At 69.0% G+C, this 18,277-nt stretch carries 17 protein-coding genes; 4 read left to right on the top strand and 13 right to left on the bottom strand.

Features of this window, described 5'->3' with window-relative positions; all coding sequences use genetic code 11:
* Position 1: 1 nt before the first annotated feature.
* The 7 genes from whiA to ACYVF6_RS20895 all read right to left on the bottom strand — a co-directional run bounded on the left by whiA (position 2) and on the right by ACYVF6_RS20895 (position 7,574).
* Entirely contained in the window at positions 2-982 is a 981-nt protein-coding gene (gene whiA / locus ACYVF6_RS20925; protein WP_460523840.1) for a DNA-binding protein WhiA, read from the bottom strand.
* A 209-nt stretch (positions 983-1,191) separates the two neighbouring features.
* Complete coding sequence (locus tag ACYVF6_RS20920; RefSeq protein ID WP_460523838.1) at positions 1,192-2,136, bottom strand: gluconeogenesis factor YvcK family protein; 945 nt, start codon at positions 2,134-2,136, stop codon at positions 1,192-1,194.
* Positions 2,133-2,348 (bottom strand): hypothetical protein, encoded by a 216-nt coding sequence (locus tag ACYVF6_RS20915; RefSeq protein ID WP_460523836.1) that lies wholly within the window; start codon positions 2,346-2,348, stop codon positions 2,133-2,135. Before ACYVF6_RS20915 ends, ACYVF6_RS20920 begins: the two co-directional genes overlap by 4 nt.
* Positions 2,345-3,217, bottom strand: coding sequence for an RNase adapter RapZ (rapZ, locus tag ACYVF6_RS20910; RefSeq protein ID WP_460523834.1), 873 nt, complete (start codon positions 3,215-3,217; stop codon positions 2,345-2,347). Before rapZ ends, ACYVF6_RS20915 begins: the two co-directional genes overlap by 4 nt.
* The gene (gene uvrC / locus ACYVF6_RS20905) at positions 3,195-5,243 is read right to left on the bottom strand and encodes an excinuclease ABC subunit UvrC (RefSeq protein ID WP_460523832.1); all 2,049 of its coding nucleotides are present in this window, start codon (positions 5,241-5,243) and stop codon (positions 3,195-3,197) included. Before uvrC ends, rapZ begins: the two co-directional genes overlap by 23 nt.
* Before the next feature lie 68 nt (positions 5,244-5,311).
* Positions 5,312-5,803: a Rieske (2Fe-2S) protein gene (locus ACYVF6_RS20900; RefSeq protein WP_460523830.1), complete on the bottom strand. Its 492-nt coding sequence runs from the start codon at positions 5,801-5,803 to the stop codon at positions 5,312-5,314.
* 178 nt (positions 5,804-5,981) lie between these two features.
* Positions 5,982-7,574 carry a UxaA family hydrolase gene (locus ACYVF6_RS20895; RefSeq protein WP_460523828.1) on the bottom strand — a complete coding sequence of 531 codons (1,593 nt, stop codon included), beginning with the start codon at positions 7,572-7,574 and terminating at the stop codon, positions 5,982-5,984.
* Between the two features lie 248 nt (positions 7,575-7,822).
* Between ACYVF6_RS20895 and ACYVF6_RS20890 the strand changes: the two genes are divergently transcribed.
* On the top strand, positions 7,823-8,617 hold the full coding sequence (locus ACYVF6_RS20890) for a FadR/GntR family transcriptional regulator (protein ID WP_460523826.1): 795 nt from the start codon (positions 7,823-7,825) through the stop codon (positions 8,615-8,617).
* Positions 8,618-8,666: 49 nt separating this feature from the next.
* Here ACYVF6_RS20890 and ACYVF6_RS20885 read toward each other — a convergent pair whose 3' ends face one another.
* Positions 8,667-9,740 (bottom strand): glycoside hydrolase family 172 protein, encoded by a 1,074-nt coding sequence (locus ACYVF6_RS20885; protein ID WP_460523824.1) that lies wholly within the window; start codon positions 9,738-9,740, stop codon positions 8,667-8,669.
* Positions 9,741-9,898: 158 nt separating this feature from the next.
* Between ACYVF6_RS20885 and ACYVF6_RS20880 the strand changes: the two genes are divergently transcribed.
* Both ACYVF6_RS20880 and ACYVF6_RS20875 read left to right on the top strand, forming a co-directional pair.
* Positions 9,899-10,585, top strand: coding sequence for a PadR family transcriptional regulator (locus ACYVF6_RS20880; protein WP_460523822.1), 687 nt, complete (start codon positions 9,899-9,901; stop codon positions 10,583-10,585).
* Positions 10,582-12,375, top strand: a complete 1,794-nt coding sequence (locus ACYVF6_RS20875; RefSeq protein WP_460523820.1) for an FAD-dependent monooxygenase family protein — start codon at positions 10,582-10,584, stop codon at positions 12,373-12,375. Before ACYVF6_RS20880 ends, ACYVF6_RS20875 begins: the two co-directional genes overlap by 4 nt.
* Before the next feature lie 30 nt (positions 12,376-12,405).
* On the opposite strand, the gene ACYVF6_RS20870 is transcribed toward ACYVF6_RS20875, so the two are convergent.
* The 5 genes from ACYVF6_RS20870 to ACYVF6_RS20850 form a co-directional block, all read right to left on the bottom strand.
* Positions 12,406-14,943 carry an MFS transporter gene (locus tag ACYVF6_RS20870; RefSeq protein WP_460523818.1) on the bottom strand — a complete coding sequence of 846 codons (2,538 nt, stop codon included), beginning with the start codon at positions 14,941-14,943 and terminating at the stop codon, positions 12,406-12,408.
* A 32-nt stretch (positions 14,944-14,975) separates the two neighbouring features.
* Positions 14,976-15,605 carry a MarR family winged helix-turn-helix transcriptional regulator gene (locus ACYVF6_RS20865; protein WP_460523816.1) on the bottom strand — a complete coding sequence of 210 codons (630 nt, stop codon included), beginning with the start codon at positions 15,603-15,605 and terminating at the stop codon, positions 14,976-14,978.
* 535 nt (positions 15,606-16,140) lie between these two features.
* On the bottom strand, positions 16,141-16,572 hold the full coding sequence (locus tag ACYVF6_RS20860; RefSeq protein WP_460523814.1) for a MarR family winged helix-turn-helix transcriptional regulator: 432 nt from the start codon (positions 16,570-16,572) through the stop codon (positions 16,141-16,143).
* Positions 16,573-16,597: 25 nt separating this feature from the next.
* Positions 16,598-16,804 carry a hypothetical protein gene (locus tag ACYVF6_RS20855; protein WP_460523812.1) on the bottom strand — a complete coding sequence of 69 codons (207 nt, stop codon included), beginning with the start codon at positions 16,802-16,804 and terminating at the stop codon, positions 16,598-16,600.
* A 219-nt stretch (positions 16,805-17,023) separates the two neighbouring features.
* Positions 17,024-17,548 carry a hypothetical protein gene (locus ACYVF6_RS20850; protein WP_460523810.1) on the bottom strand — a complete coding sequence of 175 codons (525 nt, stop codon included), beginning with the start codon at positions 17,546-17,548 and terminating at the stop codon, positions 17,024-17,026.
* Between the two features lie 188 nt (positions 17,549-17,736).
* On the opposite strand from ACYVF6_RS20850, the gene ACYVF6_RS20845 reads away from it, so the two are divergent.
* On the top strand, positions 17,737-18,153 hold the full coding sequence (locus ACYVF6_RS20845; RefSeq protein ID WP_460523808.1) for a pyridoxamine 5'-phosphate oxidase family protein: 417 nt from the start codon (positions 17,737-17,739) through the stop codon (positions 18,151-18,153).
* The last annotated feature ends 124 nt before the right edge of the window (positions 18,154-18,277 follow it).

The following is an 18,277-nucleotide window of genomic DNA, read 5'->3' as shown; positions in this document are numbered from 1 at the left end:
GTCACGTGCTGAGCATGTCGGGCGTCAGGCTGGCCTCGGTGTCGGGGATGCCGAGCACAGATGCCTTCTTGTCGGCCATGGCGAGCAGACGCCTTATACGGCCGGCGATCGCGTCCTTCGTCAGAGGCGGGTCGTGCAGCTGGCCGAGCTCTTCCAGGCTGGCCTGCTTGTGCTCCAGCCGCAGCACGCCGGCCACGCGCAGGTGGTCGGGCACGTCCTCACCGAGGATCTGCATCGCGCGCTCGACGCGAGCGCCCGCGGCGACCGCTGCCCGGGCGGAGCGGCGGAGATTGGCGTCGTCGAAGTTGGCCAGGCGGTTGGCGGTGGCCCGGACCTCGCGGCGCATCCGGCGCTCTTCCCACTGCATCAGGCTCTCGTGGGCGCCCAGCCGGGTGAGCAGCGCGCCGATCGCGTCGCCGTCGCGGATGACCACGCGGTCGACCCCGCGAACGTCGCGGGCCTTGGCCGCGATCCCGATCCGCCGGGCCGCGCCGACCAGCGCCAACGCGGCCTCCGGGCCCGGGCAGGTGATCTCGACGGCGGCCGAGCGGCCGGGCTCCGTCAGCGAGCCGTGCGCCAGGAACGCGCCGCGCCACGCCGCCACCGCGTCACACGTCGAGCCGTTGACCACCTGCGGCGGCAGGCCGCGGACGGGACGGCCGCGCGGGTCGAGCAGGCCGGTCTGGCGGGCCAGCGCCTCACCGTCCTTCGCGACGCGGACGACGTAGCGATGACCCTTGCGGAGCCCACCAGGTGAGACGACCAGCACGTCGCTCTGATGACCGAAGACTTCGGCGATGTCCTTACGCAGCCGGCGCGCCGACGCACCGGTGTCGAGCTCTGCCTCGACCACGATCCGGCCGCTCACAATGTGCAAGCCGCCCGCGAATCTCAGCGTCGCGGACACCTCGGCCTTTCGGCAACACGGTTTGGTCACCGTGGTGCTCGTGAGCTCTGCCTTTACCTGGGCCGTCATCGCCATGCGCAGATCCTGCCACGCTCGGGCCAGTTCGGCACAGCGCGGGTGTGCCCGAATTCGGCCGGTTTACGTGGTAAGTGGCTGAGATTCCACATCGTGCCGGGGCACGTCTTCCGAATCGGACCGGTCAAGCTCACGTCCCGGCCGCGGTGCTCTGCCGGTGGCGGGCCATGCGGGACGGCGCGAGTCAGGCGATATCTGGGAGACACGCGCTAGGACAGCACCTTGGCGTAGGTCTGGGCGAGCCGGCCCGGATCGTGGCGCGGCGAGCCGTCGTCGCACGCGACGTCGGCGACCACCAGCTCGGCTCCGAGCGCGGCCGCGGCAGCCGCCAGCGCCGGCTGGTCGGCGACGAACGCGTCGTCGGCGACCACGACGTCGAGCTGCAGGCCAGGGGCGTGCGCGGCGAGCACTTCGAGGTGGCGTTCGGGCGAGAAACCGCGGGTCTCGCCGACCTGTGGCGAGAGGTTGAGCGTGAGGATGCGCTTGGCCGGCGTGTTGCGCAACGCGGCCGCGAGCTCGGGCACCAGCAGATGGACGAGCACGCTGGTGAACCATGAGCCGGGGCCGAGCACGATGCCGTCGGCCTCGCCGATCGCGTCGACGGCCTCCTGGCACGCCGGCGGGTTGGGGGGTACGAGTGCCACGCTGCGTACCAGCCCGGTGGTGGACGCGACCTGGGCCTGGCCGAGGACCTCGCGTACGGCAGCCGGATCGGCCGGGTCGAGGCCGGCCACCTCGGCCGTGATCTCGAGGGGTACGGCCGACATCGGGAGCACGCGGCCGCGCGCGCCGAGCAGCCGGGCCACCCAGTCGAGCCCGTCGACGGCGTCGCCGAGGCGTTCCCACAGCGCGACGATCAGGAGGTTGCCGACCGCGTGCCCGGCCATCTCGCCATCACTGGAGAAGCGGTGCTGCAGCACCTCGGCCCAGGTCCGGCCCCACTCGTCGTCGTCGCACAACGCGGCGAGCGCACGGCGCAGGTCGCCTGGCGGCAGCACACCGAACTCCTTGCGCAGCCGCCCGGACGATCCACCGTCGTCGGCGACCGTGACCACCGCCGTCAGCTGGTCGGTGACCTGCCGGAGCGCGGACAAGGAGGCGGCGAGCCCGTGCCCGCCACCCAACGCCACCACTCGAGGACCTGCACCCGTCACGAGCCGCCACCTCTCGCCGAGCGGACCGGACAGACCGCGAGGCCCGGGCCTTCACCATCGATGGAACCCGCGACGTTCGCGCCGTCGTAGGAGTGCTTCACCGGCTGGACGATCGTGTGCGCGGCCCGGCCGGCACACCCGGTCACCGAACCCGCCGCCAGCGTTTGGGCCACCAGCGACGCGGCGGTCCGCGCCTGCCGGGCGCCGGTCATTCCCGCCCCAGGTCGCGGTGGACCACGAGGTTTTCGATGCCGTGCGCGTGCAGCCGCTGGCCCAGCTCCTCGGCCATCGCCACACTGCGGTGCTTGCCTCCAGTGCAGCCAACCGCGATCGTCACGAACCGCTTCCCCTCCCTGAGGTAGCCACGGGCCAGCAGGCCGACCACGTTCTCATACTGGTCGAGGAACGGGATCGCGTCATCCTGCTTGAGCACGTAGTCGCGTACGTCGGAGTCGAGCCCGGTCTGGCCGCGCAGTTCGGGATCCCAGTAGGGGTTGGGCAGGAACCGGCAGTCGACGACCAGATCGGCGTCGACGGGGATGCCGTACTTGTAGCCGAACGACACGATCGTCGCCTGCAGAGCGTGGTCGTCCTCGGCGCCGAACGCGCTCACGATCTTCGCGGCGAGCTGGTGGACGTTGAGCGTCGAGGTGTCGATCACCAGGTCGGCGTCGCCGCGCAGGTCGGCGAGCATCTCGCGCTCGCGTTCGATGCCGTCGAGCACCCGGCCGTCGCCCTGCAGCGGGTGTGGGCGGCGGACGCTTTCGTAGCGGCGTACGAGGACCTCGTCGGAGGCCTCGAGGAACAGCAGCGTCGGCTTGACGTCGCGTGCCCGCAGCGCCTCCAGCGCGCCCTGCAGGGCCGGGAAGAACGAGCCCGACCGTACGTCGACCACCACCGCGATCTTGGAGGTCGAGCTGTCTCCGGAGCTCACCACCTTGACGATCGTCGGCAGCAGCTCGGGCGGCAGGTTGTCGACGACAAACCAGCCGAGGTCTTCGAGCACGTCGGCTGCCGCGCTGCGCCCGGCGCCGGACATGCCGGACACCAGGACAAGCTCAGGGGGCGGGCTCGTCGTCATCTCTACTCCCCGTGGGTCGGGCGTGGGCGTCAGGTGTTTCGGAAGGTCCATCATCCAAGATCTCGCCGGTTGCGGTGTTGATCGCCGGACCACCGGAGGTGTGTTGCACGAGTGCGGCCGCGATCGTCGTCGCGGTCTGCGGCCCGATGCCCGGCACGTCGGCGAGCTCGTCAATGCTCGCCTGGCGCAGCTTCTTCAGCGAACCGAACCTGCGCAACAGCGCCTTCCGGCGGGTCTCGCCAAGTCCGGGTACCCCGTCGAGGATGCTTTCCACCATCGACTTGCTGCGCTTTTGCCGATGGAACGTGATCGCGAACCGGTGCGCCTCGTCGCGCACCCGCTGCAGGAGGTAGAGACCCTCGCTGGTGCGTGGCAGGATCACGGGGTCTTCGGTGTCGGGCAGCCAGACCTCTTCCAGCCGTTTGGCCAGGCCGGCCACCGGGATGTCGTCGATGCCGAGCTCGTCGAGCGCCTTGCGGGCAGCCGCGACCTGCGGCGGTCCACCGTCGACGAGCACCAGCCCGGGAGCGTAGGCGAACTTGCGCTTCTTGCCGGTCTCCGGATCGACCAGCGCGGCGGCCACGCCCTCCTCGCTCACGTCGAGCTCGCCGAGCTCGGTGCGTTCGTCGAGGTAGCGCTGGAACCGCCGGGTGATCACCTCGTGCATCGACGCGACGTCGTTGGCGCCGTCGTCCTTGCCGCGGCTGCGCACGGTGAAGCGGCGGTAGTCGGTCTTGCGCGGGAGGCCGTCCTCGAACACGACCATCGAGGCGACGACGTTGGACCCCTGGAGGTTGGAGATGTCGTAGCACTCGATCCGCAGCGGCGCGTCGGGCAGCACGAGGGCCTGCTGGATCTCCTCCAGCGCGCGGCTGCGGGTGGTGAGGTCGCTGGCCCGCTTGGTCTTGTGCAGGGCCATCGCCTGCTGGGCGTTGCGGGCCAGGGTCTCCTGCAGGGCCTTCTTGTCGCCGCGCTGAGGAACGCGGAGGTCGACCCGCGCGCCCCGGCGATCCTCCAGCCAGCGGGTGAGCGCGGTCGTGTCGTCGGGCAGGGCGGGCACGAGCACCTCGCGCGGCACGCCGTCGCCGGACTCGGCGCCGTAGACCTGCATGAGCAGCCGCTCGACCAGCTCGCCGGTGCCGGCGTCGTCGGTCTTGTCGGCGACCCAACCGCGCTGCCCGCGGATCCGGCCGCCGCGTACGTGGAAGATCTGGACGGCGATCTCGAGCGGATCCTCGTGGACGGCGAAGACATCGGCGTCGGTGCCGTCGGGCAGCACGACGGCCTGCTTCTCCAGCGCGCGCTCGAGGGCCTTGAGGTCGTCGCGCAGCTTGGCGGCACGTTCGAACTCCAGGCCGGCCGAGGCCTGCTTCATCTCGTTGGTGAGCCGCTTGGTGTAGGTGGCGGCGTGGCCGGCCATGAAGTCGCAGAACTCTTCGACGATCGCGCGGTGCTCGTCCTCGCTGACGCGGTTGACGCAGGGGGCGGAGCACTTCTCGATGTAGCCGAGCAGGCACGGGCGGCCGATCTGGCGGGCGCGGTTGAACACGCCCTTGGAGCAGCTGCGGATCGGGAAGACGCGCAGCAGGAGGTCGAGCGTCTCGCGGATCGCCCAGGCGTGGGAGTAAGGACCGAAGTAGCGGACGCCCTTGCGCTTGGCACCGCGCAGGACCTGGACGCGGGGGTAGTCCTCGTCCATCGTGACCGCGAGCCAGGGATAGCTCTTGTCGTCGCGGTATTTGACGTTGAACCGCGGGTCGTACTCCTTGATCCAGGAGTATTCGAGCTGGAGCGCCTCGACCTCGGTGTTGACCGTGGTCCACTCGACCTTGGCGGCGGTGGTGACCATCGTCTGGGTGCGCGGATGCAGCGCCGCGATGTCCTGGAAGTAGGAGGACAGGCGCGGGCGCAGGCTCTTGGCCTTGCCGACGTAGATCACCCTGCCCCGGGCGTCCAGGAATCGATAGACGCCCGGTTTGTTGGGGATGGTGCCGGGCGCGGGCCGGTAAGTCGCAGGATCCGCCACGTCCTAGAGCCTAGGACGCCGCGCCGACAGCCGGTGCCGCGCGCCCGGCGTTGCCGCCGTCTGCCTGATCAGGCCAGCGTGATGCTGTCGCCGTCGACCTTGATGTTCGCGGCCGCCAGTCCCTTGGTGGCCGGGCCGTTGGACACACTGCCGTCCGCGATCTTGTACTTGCTGCCGTGACAGGGGCAGTTGATCGTGCCGCCCGAGACGTCCTTGACGGGGCAGCCCCTGTGCGTGCAGATCGCCGAGAAGCCCTTGAAGTCGCCTGCCTGCGGCTGAGTGACGACCACCTTCTGCTCGGCGAAGACCTTGCCGCCGCCGACGGGGATGTCGGACGTCTTGCCCAGAGCGTTGCCGCCTCCCTCGCTCGTCTCCTCCGGGCTCGGGGTCTCCTCGGTCTCCGAAGGACTCGGCGTCTCCTCGGGTGCCGAGGTGTCCTCGGTCTCGGTGCCGGATCCGGGGCTGGTGGAGTCATCGCCGCCGCAGGCTGCGACCAGGGGGACGGCCGCTCCAGCTGCCGCAACCACGGCAAGTAGGCGTCTGCGTTCGATGTCGCTCACGGGAAGGTCCCTTCCATCCGGTTTCTGTACTGGCGTATGCCCAGCTACACGTACCGGCGCACCGGCCCGGTTCACCTGGGCCGGCAGTTCTATGGAAGGAATCCAGAAACACGCAGGGACCACGCGGCGGGATGACAGCTACCTGCCATCCCGCCGCGCCGGCGAACTCACCCGCGGGCTACATCACGGCGCCGAGTTGCCACGGGACGAACTCCTCGTCGCCGTAGCCGAGCTCCTCGCTCTTCGTCGGCTCGCCGGAGGCCACCGCCAGCACCCTCTCGAAGATCTCGCGGCCGACCTCCTCCACCGACTTCTCGCCGTCGGCGATCACGCCGCAGTTGAGGTCCATGTCGTCGGTCATGCGCTGGTACATCGGCGTGTTCGTCGCCAGCTTCATCGACGGCGTGGGCTTGCACCCGAACGCCGAGCCGCGGCCGGTCGTGAAACAGAGCACCTGCGCACCGCCGGCCACCATGCCGGTCGCGTTCACCGGGTCGTACCCCGGCGTGTCCATGAAGACCAGCCCGCCGTGCGTCGGGATCCGCTCCGCGAACTCCACCACGTCGCACAGGTTGGTCGTGCCACCCTTGGCCGCCGCACCGAGCGACTTCTCGAGGATCGTGGTGAGGCCGCCCTCCTTGTTCCCCGGGGACGGGTTGTTGTCCATCGAGCCGCCGTGGATCCGGGTGTACTCCTCCCACCAGCGGATCCGCGCCACCAGCTTCTCCCCCACCTCCGACGACACCGCGCGCCTGGCCAGCAGGTGCTCGGCGCCGTAGATCTCCGGCGTCTCGCCGAAGACGGCCGTGCCGCCGTTCCGCACCAGCAGGTCGGCCGCCGCTCCCAGCGCGGGATTCGCGGTGATGCCGGAGTACCCGTCGGATCCTCCGCACTCCATCGCGAGGATCAGCTCCGACGCCGGCACCGGCGTACGCGAGACCTGGTCGACGTCCGGCAGTACGTCCCGGATGCGCGCAATCCCCTCGGCAACCGTCTTCCGCGTGCCGCCGAGCTCCTGGATCGTCATCGGGATCGTGAACTTGTGGTCCGGGATCTCCCAGTCGGCGACCAGCGACGACACCTGGTTGACCTCGCAGCCGAGCCCGAGGACGAGGAAGCCGGCGAAGTTCGGATGTGCGGCGTACCCGGTCAGTGTCCGCCGCAGCACCTCGAAGCCCTCGCTGCCCGGCCCCGCCATCCCGCAGCCCGTGTCGTGGGTCAGCGCGACCACGCCGTCGACGTTCGGGAACTCCTCCAGCGCATCCCACTTGAACCGTTCAGCGATCAGCTTGGCGGCGGTCGCCGAGCAGTTCACGGTCGTGAGGATCCCGATGTAGTTGCGCGTCGCCACCTGGCCGTCGGGACGCACGATGCCCTGGAAGGTCGCCCGCTGCTCCACCGGCACGTACGACGTCGGCCGCAGGTCGACGCCGAAGTCGTACTCCCGCTCGAACGTCTCGAACGCGGTGTTGTGCGTGTGCACGTGCTCGCCGACGGAGATCGCGCGACTGGCGAAACCGATCACCTGGCCGTACTTCCGGACCGGCTCGTGCTCCGCGACCGGCGACACCGCGAGCTTGTGCCCCCGTGGCACCCGGTCCCGCACAACGAGCGACGAGCCGCCCAGCCGGTACGACCCCGGCTCGAGGTCGCGCATCGCGATCACGACGTTGTCCACCGGCTGGAGACGGAGGACCACCTCGTCGAGCGTTCCTCCCCCTGTCGATGGCACTGTCGATCCCAGCTCCGCACCCGTTACCGATCCGGTCATGCCCTGTTCGCTTCCTCTCCGGGCTTCATACGACAAATCATCAGACTCCCACGGTAGTTCGCGCCTCCGTGGACCGCCGAGAACAACCTGACCTGCCGCTTCGTACGGAACGTGCCAATTGCACGTGCACTCCGAGCAACCGAATGACGGCACTGCGCGAACAGATCAAGTTTGCGTCCTCTACTCTGTGGACTCGCTCTTCGACCACCTGATTGTCCTGAGGTGGTCATCCCACGCAGGAGCAGGACATGACACACCGCATAGGCCATTTGCGGCCCTCGACCGTCCATACGGCCGAGGGCGCATTCGCAACCGTCAGCAGATCGGGTCTGGCCGATCAGCTGGCCGAACACTTGCTTGCCGACGTCGTAGCCGGCGTCTATCCACCAGACACGCGGCTCCCACCAGAGCCGGTCCTCGCGGAACAGGCCGGCGTCAGCCGGCTCACCCTCCGCGAGGCGATCAAGGACCTCCGTCAACGCGGAGTCCTGCGCGTACAGCAAGGTCGCGGTACGTTCGTCAATCCCCCTCGGATGTGGTCGCCGTTCGACAGTGCCGTGTTGAACGCTCGCGCCTCGGCCGAGCAGGGGTTCGAGCTGGCGCACGAGCTCACAGAGCTGCGCCGGATCGTCGAGCGCGGCATCGCCGAGCTCGCCGCCGAACGCCGCACCGAAGCCGACCTGGAACGCATGCAGACAGCCCTGGAACAGATGCGAGCGGCCTGGGCGCGCCGAGATCTCGACGCGTACAGCTCCGCGGACGTCGACTTCCATGACTGCCTGCTGCAGGCGGCTGGCAACACGTTCGCACTGACGTTGTTCCATTCCGTTGACGACGCGCTTCGGAAGGTACGACGGCGAACGGTCGAGAATGCCGAGCTTGCCGTCCGCGCGATCGACTACCACGCCAAGATCATGGACGCGGTACGCCGACGCGCGCGGAAGGCCGCGGGGATCCTGATGGATGAACACCTCCAACACACCGAGGACTTCGTAGCGACGCTGGTCAACAAGGCTGCCGCCGCCGCTGCTCGTTCCTCATAGCGATGCGACCCCCTGCGTCCACACCTTGCTGCCTGCTGTCTCGGGCTGCTCAGCAAATCTCGAGGGTGTTGGCGTCGGGGGTCGCGGGCCGGGCATACGACGTCTCGCGGCCGTACCAAAAGGCCGTCGAGGAGATGTCGTCCTGCAACGGCAGGTAGCGTCCGCCCGAACGCCAGCCCAGCGCCTGCACGGTCACGCGCAGGTCCTGGGCGAAGCGAACCGGGTCGGCGATGTGCCAGCGGTACATCCCGAAGCGCTGCTGGCTGCTGTACAAACCGTCCGGCCGGATGATCTGGTGTAGTCCGAGGTACGGCGTGCTGAACGCCGTGTAGCCCTCACCCGGCACGTCGAAGTTCCAGGCGCCGCCGAAGTAGTCCTCGGTGCCGGTGCCACAGATCGTCGGGAACTCCTCGTCTCCGTCGAGGAAGAACTTCACCTCGCCCTCGCCCCACCAGCCGACGCTGTTGACGCCCCAGGCCAGGTAGGTCCCGACGTAGTGACCGCTGCCCTGGATGCCGTCGAGGATGGTGTGGTCGGTCTGGTACGGCAGCGGGTTGCTGCGACGCCACTGCGAGTGGAAGTACGCGAGGTTGTCGTCGTTCTCGCGGCCGCCCAGTTCGTAGTCGACCTGGTAGTAAACGATTACTCGCTCGTCGGCGAGGGACTCCAGCGTGATCTTGGCGTTGCGGGCGAACGGCATCGGCCAGTAGGAGTTGAAGCCGCCGTTCGGGTTGACCGCGATCGGCTGCGAGGTCAGCTGGGCGAACTTGCCCCAGCCCTGGCCGAAGAAGTCGCCGACCGGGACCTCGATGGCGGGACGCTCGTCGCCCTCCCAGTAGAACCGGAGCAGCAGGCGGCGCCAGTTCGACGTGTGGGTGGTCAGCCAGATGTGCGTGATCGTGCCGTTGCCGGCGATGTCCGCGAGGGTCGCGGTCTCCCCCGGCTCGATCGCGATGCTTGGTGACACTTTCCAGGTCTGGCCGAGCTCTCGGGCGGCGTTCGCGCCGGTTCCAGTCGTCGCGGCGCCGCCGCGACCTTTTTCGCCGGTGAAGTTCTCCGCGCTGATCGAACGCGAGACAGCGTTCGAGACGCGGATCAAGTCACCCAAACCACTCATCGTCATGGGCGGCACTGTACCGACGAGTTCTACAACGTCGAAAACGGCGGGCGGCTTTCGGCCAGGCCGATCCAGGACGCATCGGCATGGATCCAGATGGCCGGAACCTATTGTTCGTTCACGTATAGTAGGAACCGACTAATAGGAACCGACCAAGGTGCCCGATGGCCAATCGCAAGATCCGCAATCCGCTGGCGCTCGCCGTGCTCGGGCTGTTGCTCGAGCAGCCGATGCACCCGTACGAGATCTCCAGCACGCTGCGCGAACGTCTCAAGGACAGCAGCTTCAAGATCAACTCCGGCTCGCTCTACGACACGATCGAGGCACTGGCGCGCGAGCGCTGGATCGCGCCCCAGGAAACCGTGCGCGACAGCGCCCGGCCGGAGCGCACGGTCTACGTCCACACCGAGCTCGGTCGTGAGGAGTTCGTGCGCTGGCTGGACGAGCTCATCCGGGTGCCGGTCGACGAGTATCCGAAGTTCGTCGCCGCGGTCGCCTACCTCGGCGCGCTCGGCCCGCGGCAGGCCGACGACGCGCTGGTCGAACGCGTACGGCACCTGACGGTGCGCATCCAGGAGGCCAAGCAGATCCTCGCCGAGACTGTTGGCGCCGGCCAGGTGCCGCGGCTCTTCATGCTCGAGGTCGAGTGCCAGGTCCACGCCTGGGAGGCCGAGGTCGACTGGGTACGCAAGACCATCCGGGAGATCCGCGACGGCAGCCTGCCCTGGCCCGGCGCGCTGCCTGGAAACGTTCCCAGCAACCCACCGGCCAAGACCCCGGCGGCCGGTGCGCCCGGGCGCGCCCCGAAACCCACGTCCAGCAAGCGCGAACCAGGAGGCAGGCGATCGTGACCCGGCAGACCGAAGTGCTCGTCGTCGGTGCCGGACCGGCCGGGCTGTTGCTCGCCTGCGAGCTGCGCCTCGCCGGCATCGACACCACGCTGGTCGAACGTCACCCGGTGCGTCCGGACTTCTGCCGCGGCTTCAACCTCAACGCCCGCGCCCTCGACCTGCTTGCCCGGCGCGGCCTCGCGGACCGGTTCGTCGCCGAGGGCTGGCAGGTTCCGCACGCGCCGTTCACCTCGCTGCCCGTCACGCTGAGCCTGGAGGGCGCGGCGACTGATCATCCGTACTCTCTCGGCATCCCGCAGACGAGGGTCGAGGAGATCCTGGAGGAGACCGCGCTGGATCGCGGCACGACCCTGCTGCGTGGGCACGCGTTGCGCGAGCTGCGGCAGTCCGCCGACGCGGTCACGGCGACGATCGACGGACCGGACGGCGAGGACCGGATCGAGGCGGCTTACCTCGCCGGCTGCGACGGCGGCCGCAGTACGGTGCGCAAGCAGGCCGGCATCGCGTTCCCCGGCACGGCGGCGAAGCTCCACATGCTGCTCGGCGACGTCGAACTGGCCGATCCCGCTGGGCTCCCGCCCGGCAACCACCCGGGCCCGAGCGCGAACGTCTTCGTGATCCCGCGACCGGGTTACGTACGCGTCCTGGTGGCCGATCCGGACCCGCCGGCGAACCAGGACCGCGACGAGCCGGTCTCGCTGGAGCGCTTCCAGGCAGTGGTCGACGCGACCCTCGGCAGGCACGTGGAGATCGTTCGCGCACGGTGGCTGACCCGGTTCGGCGATGCCGCGCGGCAGGCCGAGGAATACGTCAGAGGCCGGATCATCCTCGCCGGCGACGCGGCGCACATCCACCCGCCTGCGGGCGCGATCGGCGTCAACGTCGCCCTCGACGACGCGTTCAATCTGGGCTGGAAGCTGGCCGCCACCGTACGCGGAACGGCACCCGCGCACCTGCTCGCCAGCTACCACACCGAGCGGCACGCGGTGGGCGAGCGGCTGCTGGCGAGCACCCGCGCCCAGGTGGCGCTGGCCGAGCTCGCGGAGCAGGGGGCACCGCTGGCCGAGCTGTTGACCCGCGTCGCCCGGCATCCGGGTGGGAACCGGGCGTTCGCGGAGACCCTGATCGGGCTGGACACGACGTACGAGATGCATCCGCACGCTGAGCAGTCCCACCCCTGGCTGGGCCGGCTCGCGCCCGACATCCGGCTGAACGGTGACGGCGGCGGGCGGCTGACCGGCCTGCTCGAGTCCGGGCGTGCGGTGCTGGTCGACTTCACCGAGCAGCAGCGCTTCCGGCTGCCGGCGACGAAGTGGGCGGGCCGAGTGAACGCTGTGAGCGCACGAAGCCCCGAACATCCAGAGCTGCGCGCGCTCCTCGTCCGTCCCGACGGTCACACGGCGTGGGTCGCCCACATCGTCGACAATCCCGTCGACAATCGTGGCGCCAATCCCGCCGACAATCCCGCCGACAATCCCGCCGACAATCCCGCCGACAATCGTGGCGCCAATCCCGCCGACAATCCCGTCGACAATCGTGGCGCCAATCCCGCCGACAATCCCGCCGACAATCCCGTCGACAATCGTGGCGCCAATCCCGTCGACAATCCCGTCGACAATCGTGGCGCCAATCCCGTCGACAATCGTGGCGACAATCGTGGCGACAATCGTGGCGACAATCGTGGCGACAAGAGTGTCGACAATCCTGCGGACACTTTTGTAGACGACCTTCTCGACAATGTGGACGAGCTCGAGCGGGCGCTACGCCACTGGCTCGGCAGCCCGGCGTAGCGCTCGCTCGCTCCTTCGTCCTACCGCTTCCTACCGCTCCGGGTAGCCCAACTCCACGTCGTGGTCGATGGACTGGCCGGCTTCGAGGCGGACCGTCGTCGATACGGGTGGGTAGCCGGTCACGACGACCGTGTAGTCGCCGGGGGCCAGCTGGCCGAACGCGTAGGCACCGCGCTCGTCGGTCGTTACGACGTCGATCAGGTTGCGTTCGGCATCGTAGACGCTGACCTGCGCCTCGGCGACCGGACGGCCTTCCGTGGTCGAGGCCTGGCCGCGCAGCCGCGCGCCACCCGCGAGCGCGACGTCCTGCCGGACGCTGCCCGCCTCCGGGAGCGTCAGCCGCAGCGCCACCGGCTGCCGCCGCTCCGCCCGTACCGCCAGCGTGTAGACGCCGGCCGCCAGCTGATCGAAGCGGTACACCCCATCGTCACCGGTGATCGCCGACGCGACGATGTCGCCGCGTTCGTTGGCGAGTACGGCCGTCGCGCCGGGGACCGGCTGGTTCACACCGTGCGCGCGAACCAGGCCGGTCAGGCTGGTCACACCGGCCAGTACGACGTCGAACCGGGTCGGGCGGCCGTCCACCGTGACCGTCGCCGCCTGCGGCTGGGTCGCCGACGCCGAGGCGATCAGCACGTACGAGCCGGGCCCGGCCGCGGTCAGCTGGTAGCGGCCCTCAGGATCGCTCGCCGCGCGCCCGGCCTGCCGTCCGCCGGAGTCGATCAGCGTCAACGCCGCGTCTACGACGGGAGTGCCGTCGGCGCGCCGGACCTCGCCGAGGACGACGCCGGCCTCCTCCGGCTCGCTACCGCCCAGGCCGTCGACGACATCGAACGTGGGCTCCAGCTTGTGCGCACCGTTGGCCCGGAACGCCTGCTCGCTTGCGGCCGCCGCGGCGCCGCCACCGGCTCCACCACCGGAGCCACCAACCGCCGCCACACCGCCGTTGCCGTTGCCGTTCCCGCTCCCGCTCCCGGCCGAGCCGACCAGAACGGGCTCACTCGGCACGGCAGCCGCGACACCCGCCGGAACCGCTTCATCCACGGGCCGTCCGCCGGCCATCTCCAGCTGCTGCTCGATACCGCTCTTCTGGCCGAGCGGGATCTCCTTGATGAACAGCACCAGCAGCAAGGCCACCGCCGCGACCGGAACCGCCACCAGGAAGATGTCGGCGATGCCGTCGCCGTAGGCGCGTTCGACCACCGTACGGATCGGTTCGGGGATCTTGTCGATCTCCGGAACGCTGTTGCCGTTCCCCCCGAGCGCACCCGCGTGGATGCCCAGCTCGGCGAGCCCGTCGTGGACCAGCGTGGTCACCCGGGAGGCGAGCACCGCGCCCAGCGCCGAGACACCGACCGCGCCGCCCATGCTCCGGAAGAACGCGACACCCGAGCTGGCCGCGCCCATCTCGGTGATCGGGATGGTGTTCTGCACGGCGAGTACGAGGTTCTGCATCAGCATGCCGACACCGAGGCCAAGGATCAGCATGAACGCACCCAGCTCGTAGAAGCTGGTCTGGTAGTCGATCGTGCTCATCAGCGCGACCCCGGTCGTCAGGAGCACGCCGCCGAGGACCATCCAGCGCTTCCAGCGGCCCGTCCGGGTGATGACCCGGCCGATCACGGTCGCCGAGACGAAGCTGCCGACGGCCATCGGGATCGTCAGAAGCCCTGTCTCCGTTGGGGACTTGTCGCGCGCGAGCTGCATGTACTGGCTCAGGAAGACCGACGTACCGAACATCGCGATGCCGACCGCGATCGACGCGAGCGAGGAGAGTACGAACGTACGGTTGCGGAACAGCCACAACGGCAGGATCGGTTCGCGCGACTGTGCTTCGGCGATGATCGCCAGGATGAGCATCAGTACGCTGCCGCCGACCATGTACAGCGTGGTCGTCGACCACCACTCGAACTGCTGGCCGCCGAGCGTGACCCAGATCAGCAGGGTCGCGACGCCGCCGCTGAGGAGCACGGCGCCTACGTAGTCGATGCTGACCTTGCGGCGGATCCGCGGCAGGTGAAGGGTCTTCTGCAGAACGGCGATCGCGATCACGGCGAACGGAACGCCGACGTAGAAACACCAGCGCCAGTCGAGTGAGTCGGTGATCAGACCGCCCAGCAGCGGGCCGCCGACGGTGCCGACCGCCATGACCGCGCCGAGGTAGCCCATGTAACGGCCACGGTCGCGCGGGCTGATGATGTCGGCGAGGATCACCTGCGACAGGGCGGTCAGGCCGCCGGTGCCGAGGCCCTGCAGGGCGCGGAAGCCGATCAACTCGCCGGGGTTCTGGGAAAGGCCGGCGAGCGCCGAGCCGAGTACGAAGATGATCAGCGCGATCTGGACGAGCAGCTTGCGGCTGAACAGGTCGGCCAGCTTGCCCCAGATCGGCGTCGATACCGTCATCGACAGCAGCGCCGCGGTGACCACCCAGGTGTAGGCCGACTGTGTGCCGCCGAGGTCGCCGATGATCTGCGGCAGGGCCGTGGACACGACCGTGCTCGACAAGATCGCGACGAACATCCCCAGCAGCAGGCCGGACAACGCCTCCAGCACCTGCCGGTGAGTCATCGTTTCCGACGGTTTGGGTGCGTCTTGTGACGTCATGAGAGAGCTTTGACTCCTGGTTCCCGTGTATCCGTTGCTTTCTCGCGTACGTTGTCGCGGGCTTCCTCGCGGGCTTGCTCGCGAGCCTGATCGAGTGCGGCGGCGAGCCGCTGCAACTGTTCGGTCAGGTAGGCGATCTCGGTGTCGCTCCAGTCGGCGACCGCGGCGCCGAAGAAGTCGGCCATGCTCGCCCAAACCTGGTCCAGCTGCCGCTGCCCGGCCGCCGTGACGTGAATGAGCTGAGCCCGCCGATCGGCAGGATCCGGACTGCGCGCGACGTAACCGTGCGCCTCGAGCTGGCTGAGGTGGCGACTCGCGACCGAGATGTCGATATGCAGAATCTCGGCAACCTGGCCGACCCTCGCGTCCGCGTTGCGGGCCAGCACGCCGAGCACGCTCAACGAGCCGATCGGGCACTCGCTGCCCAGCATGCCGAACACGTCCTTACGAGCGCGTCCGATGTCGTTGATCGCCCGCATCAGGCGCTCCGCCCTAGCCCGGTCCACCAGACCGTCACCGCCCGCCTTGCCCGAAATATTCATTGCTTTAGGCAACCATAACTCGATTAGATGCTTAAAGCAACTAACCTCTTTGGCTGACCGGAGCGCCTGGGCGGCAGCTCGCATCGCCGCAGGTCACGGCGGGTGGCGGAAGAGAGCAGCGAGTGGCAGCAGGATGGTCGGCGTGGCTTGGCCTCCGCGCCGCTCGCGAGGCCGCCGACGGCCGGCTCAGCGCCAGCCGCGAGCTGACAGCGCGTGTGACAACAGACGGCGTCGGCCAACTCGCAGCTCGGATCCCAGTCGCACGCGCGGCAACAGCTCAACGCCGAAGCCGAGACCCCGGCGAACGCGATGACGCACCAGCGCGGCAGCAGTACCAGCAGCACGCGGCAGCGCCAGCGGCGGCAGCACAGCGCCCGGCGGCAGGACGGCAGCAGCACCAGCGCGGCAACAGCGGCGGCACACACCACCACGACCGGCGCGCGGTGGGCAGGTGGAGCCGAGGCTGCACCGGTACATAGTCGGCGCCGGCTTGAGGTGGGGTTTCGCGGGCGTGCGGCTGCAGGAAGGCTGCTACTCACACGGCGGCGGGGGCGGTCCTGCCCGCTCGCCTCGCGGGCAGCGCGTCACCACCACCACCGGAGCGGCGGCGCCGTCGTCGTTAGAACTGGAGATCGTTCAGCTGGTGGAGGAGCCGCCCCAACGTCTCCACGTCGTCGGAGGGCCAGGCCGCCAGCATCGCCCGGAAGCGTTCCCGGCGGGCGTTCTGGGCGGCCCCCAACCGCGCTGCCCCCGTCTCGGTGAGGTGTACGCGGACCGAGCGGCGGTCTTCGGCGTCCTCCGTGCGTTCGACCAGGCCGATCCGCTCGAGCAGGGCCAGCTGCCGGCTGATCGTCGGCTTGCCGATGCCGAAATACGCCGCGATGTCGGTCATTCGGGCGCCGCCGGTTTGCTGGAGATGCAGCATGATGCCGTACGCCGCGGCGCCGATGTCGGGGTGGACGTCACGGGCGATGGCGCCCCAGGTGCCGCGCGCACGGCGGAGCAAGAAGGCGAGCTCCTGCTCGACCAACTGCACCGGATCATCGTTCACCGGTCGAACGTACCGCGTTCGAGCCTTAACGGAAGTGTTCGGGACAGTAGAACGCGCCGGTGTGTGGATCCCACACCCAGCCTTTGTGCTCCACCATGTAGACCCGCACCTGGCGGGCCGAACCAACCCACAAGCCGTGTTCCTGGGGCTTGAAGATCATCGAGCCGTGGCACTCGTCGCAGGTGACCATGGTGAGGTAGCCAGCCTCTTCGTCACCCTTGATGCGAATCATCGCATCCCACCCCAGATCAATCCCTTCGCATGAGCCACGGCCCTTGGCCCGAGGGTCGTGACGGAGTTCGGTGACGTAAAGCCCCGCGCTCTTCACGTGCGGTGACCGATCGTACTCCCCCGCCGTTCGAGAACGCGAACGGCCTTCCAGCCACGACTAACTGGCCGCCACGGGCCGGAGTTACGCCGCGGGCGCGGCATTCTCAAAAGCAGGAACGGGCTAGCGCCGCAGCGAGCTCTCCAGCCGAGGCAGTACGACGTCCAGCTGCACCCGTACGTAAACCGACGTCGCAGCGTGCAGGCCGTACAACGCCCGCCGGACCGCGAGTTTGCCCGCCGGGTCGTCGGAGGCGAACAGGCGGCGTGCCTCCGCCAGCTCCTCGACGAACGCCGCGAGCTGACCGCTGTGCACCGCGAGTACCTGACGCAGTAGTCCGGCCTCGGCGACGCTCTCGCCACTCCTGGACGAAGGGGCCGACAACGTGTCGATCCCCAGGTCGGAGGCGGCCAGCGCCAGCAGCTCGTTCTCGCACATCTCGGCGATCCAGGCGAGCCGGTCCAGCAACTCGCCGCGCGGCAGCAGGTTGGCCTCGTCAGCGGTGTGCCGCAGCTCCTCGAGCCGCGGCGGCAGGGCGGCCCAGCGCTCGCGCACTGTGTTCGGCTCGGCCATGACACTCTCCTTTTGGACGACGACGGCGGCGGCGACCAGCAGGCTGGAGTCCAGGCCCTGAGATTCCAGCATCACCGTGCGAACTGGGCCGGACGGGTGCCATTGGTCCCGTCCGGATGGGACGGATGTACCTAGCGGTGCACGAACGCCATGCGCGACAAAGGCAACAGCGAAAGTTGCGGGGGTCCTTGTGCCCTACCCCAGATCCCATAAAGTCCGGCACAATATGGACATTGACCCTCCCGGTCCTTGAGGTGACCTCTATGTTCGACGCCGCCGGGCTCGAAATTCTCGAGCGCGACGAGTGCCTGGCCCTGGCTGCCACCGGCTCCATCGGCCGGGTGGTGTTCACCGAGCAGGCTCTGCCCGCGATCACTCCTGTCTCCTTCGCGTTGATGGACGGCTCGATCTATCTCAAAGCCAGCGAAGGCAGCAAGCTGGCCAACGCGACCAACGGATCTGTCGTCGCGTTCGAAGTCGACGACTTCGACACCGAGTTCAAGCGCGGATGGAGTGTCGTCTTCGTCGGCAAGGCGACGCCGGTGTCCGAGCCCGCGCGGCTGCGAGAGCTGTCCGGCCTGCCGCTTCGCGGCTGGGACGCCCACAACTCCCACCGGCTGATCGAAGTCAAGATCGAGCTCGTCAACGGGAGGCGGTTGCCCAACGGCTCGACTCCGTAGCCCGCCCGCCAACGTCCCTGATCCCCGGTCTGCTGCGCCAAGATTTCTGGCAGGCTCCCGAGTGGGAGCGCCGGAGAGGACTGACGCTCGGGAGCAGGAAGAGGATCGCGGTCGTGCCGCCGGA

The organism is Flindersiella endophytica (genome assembly GCF_054779015.1).
The sequence above is the reverse complement of the archived record's forward strand: the minus strand, read 5'-3'. Positions and strand labels throughout refer to the sequence as shown.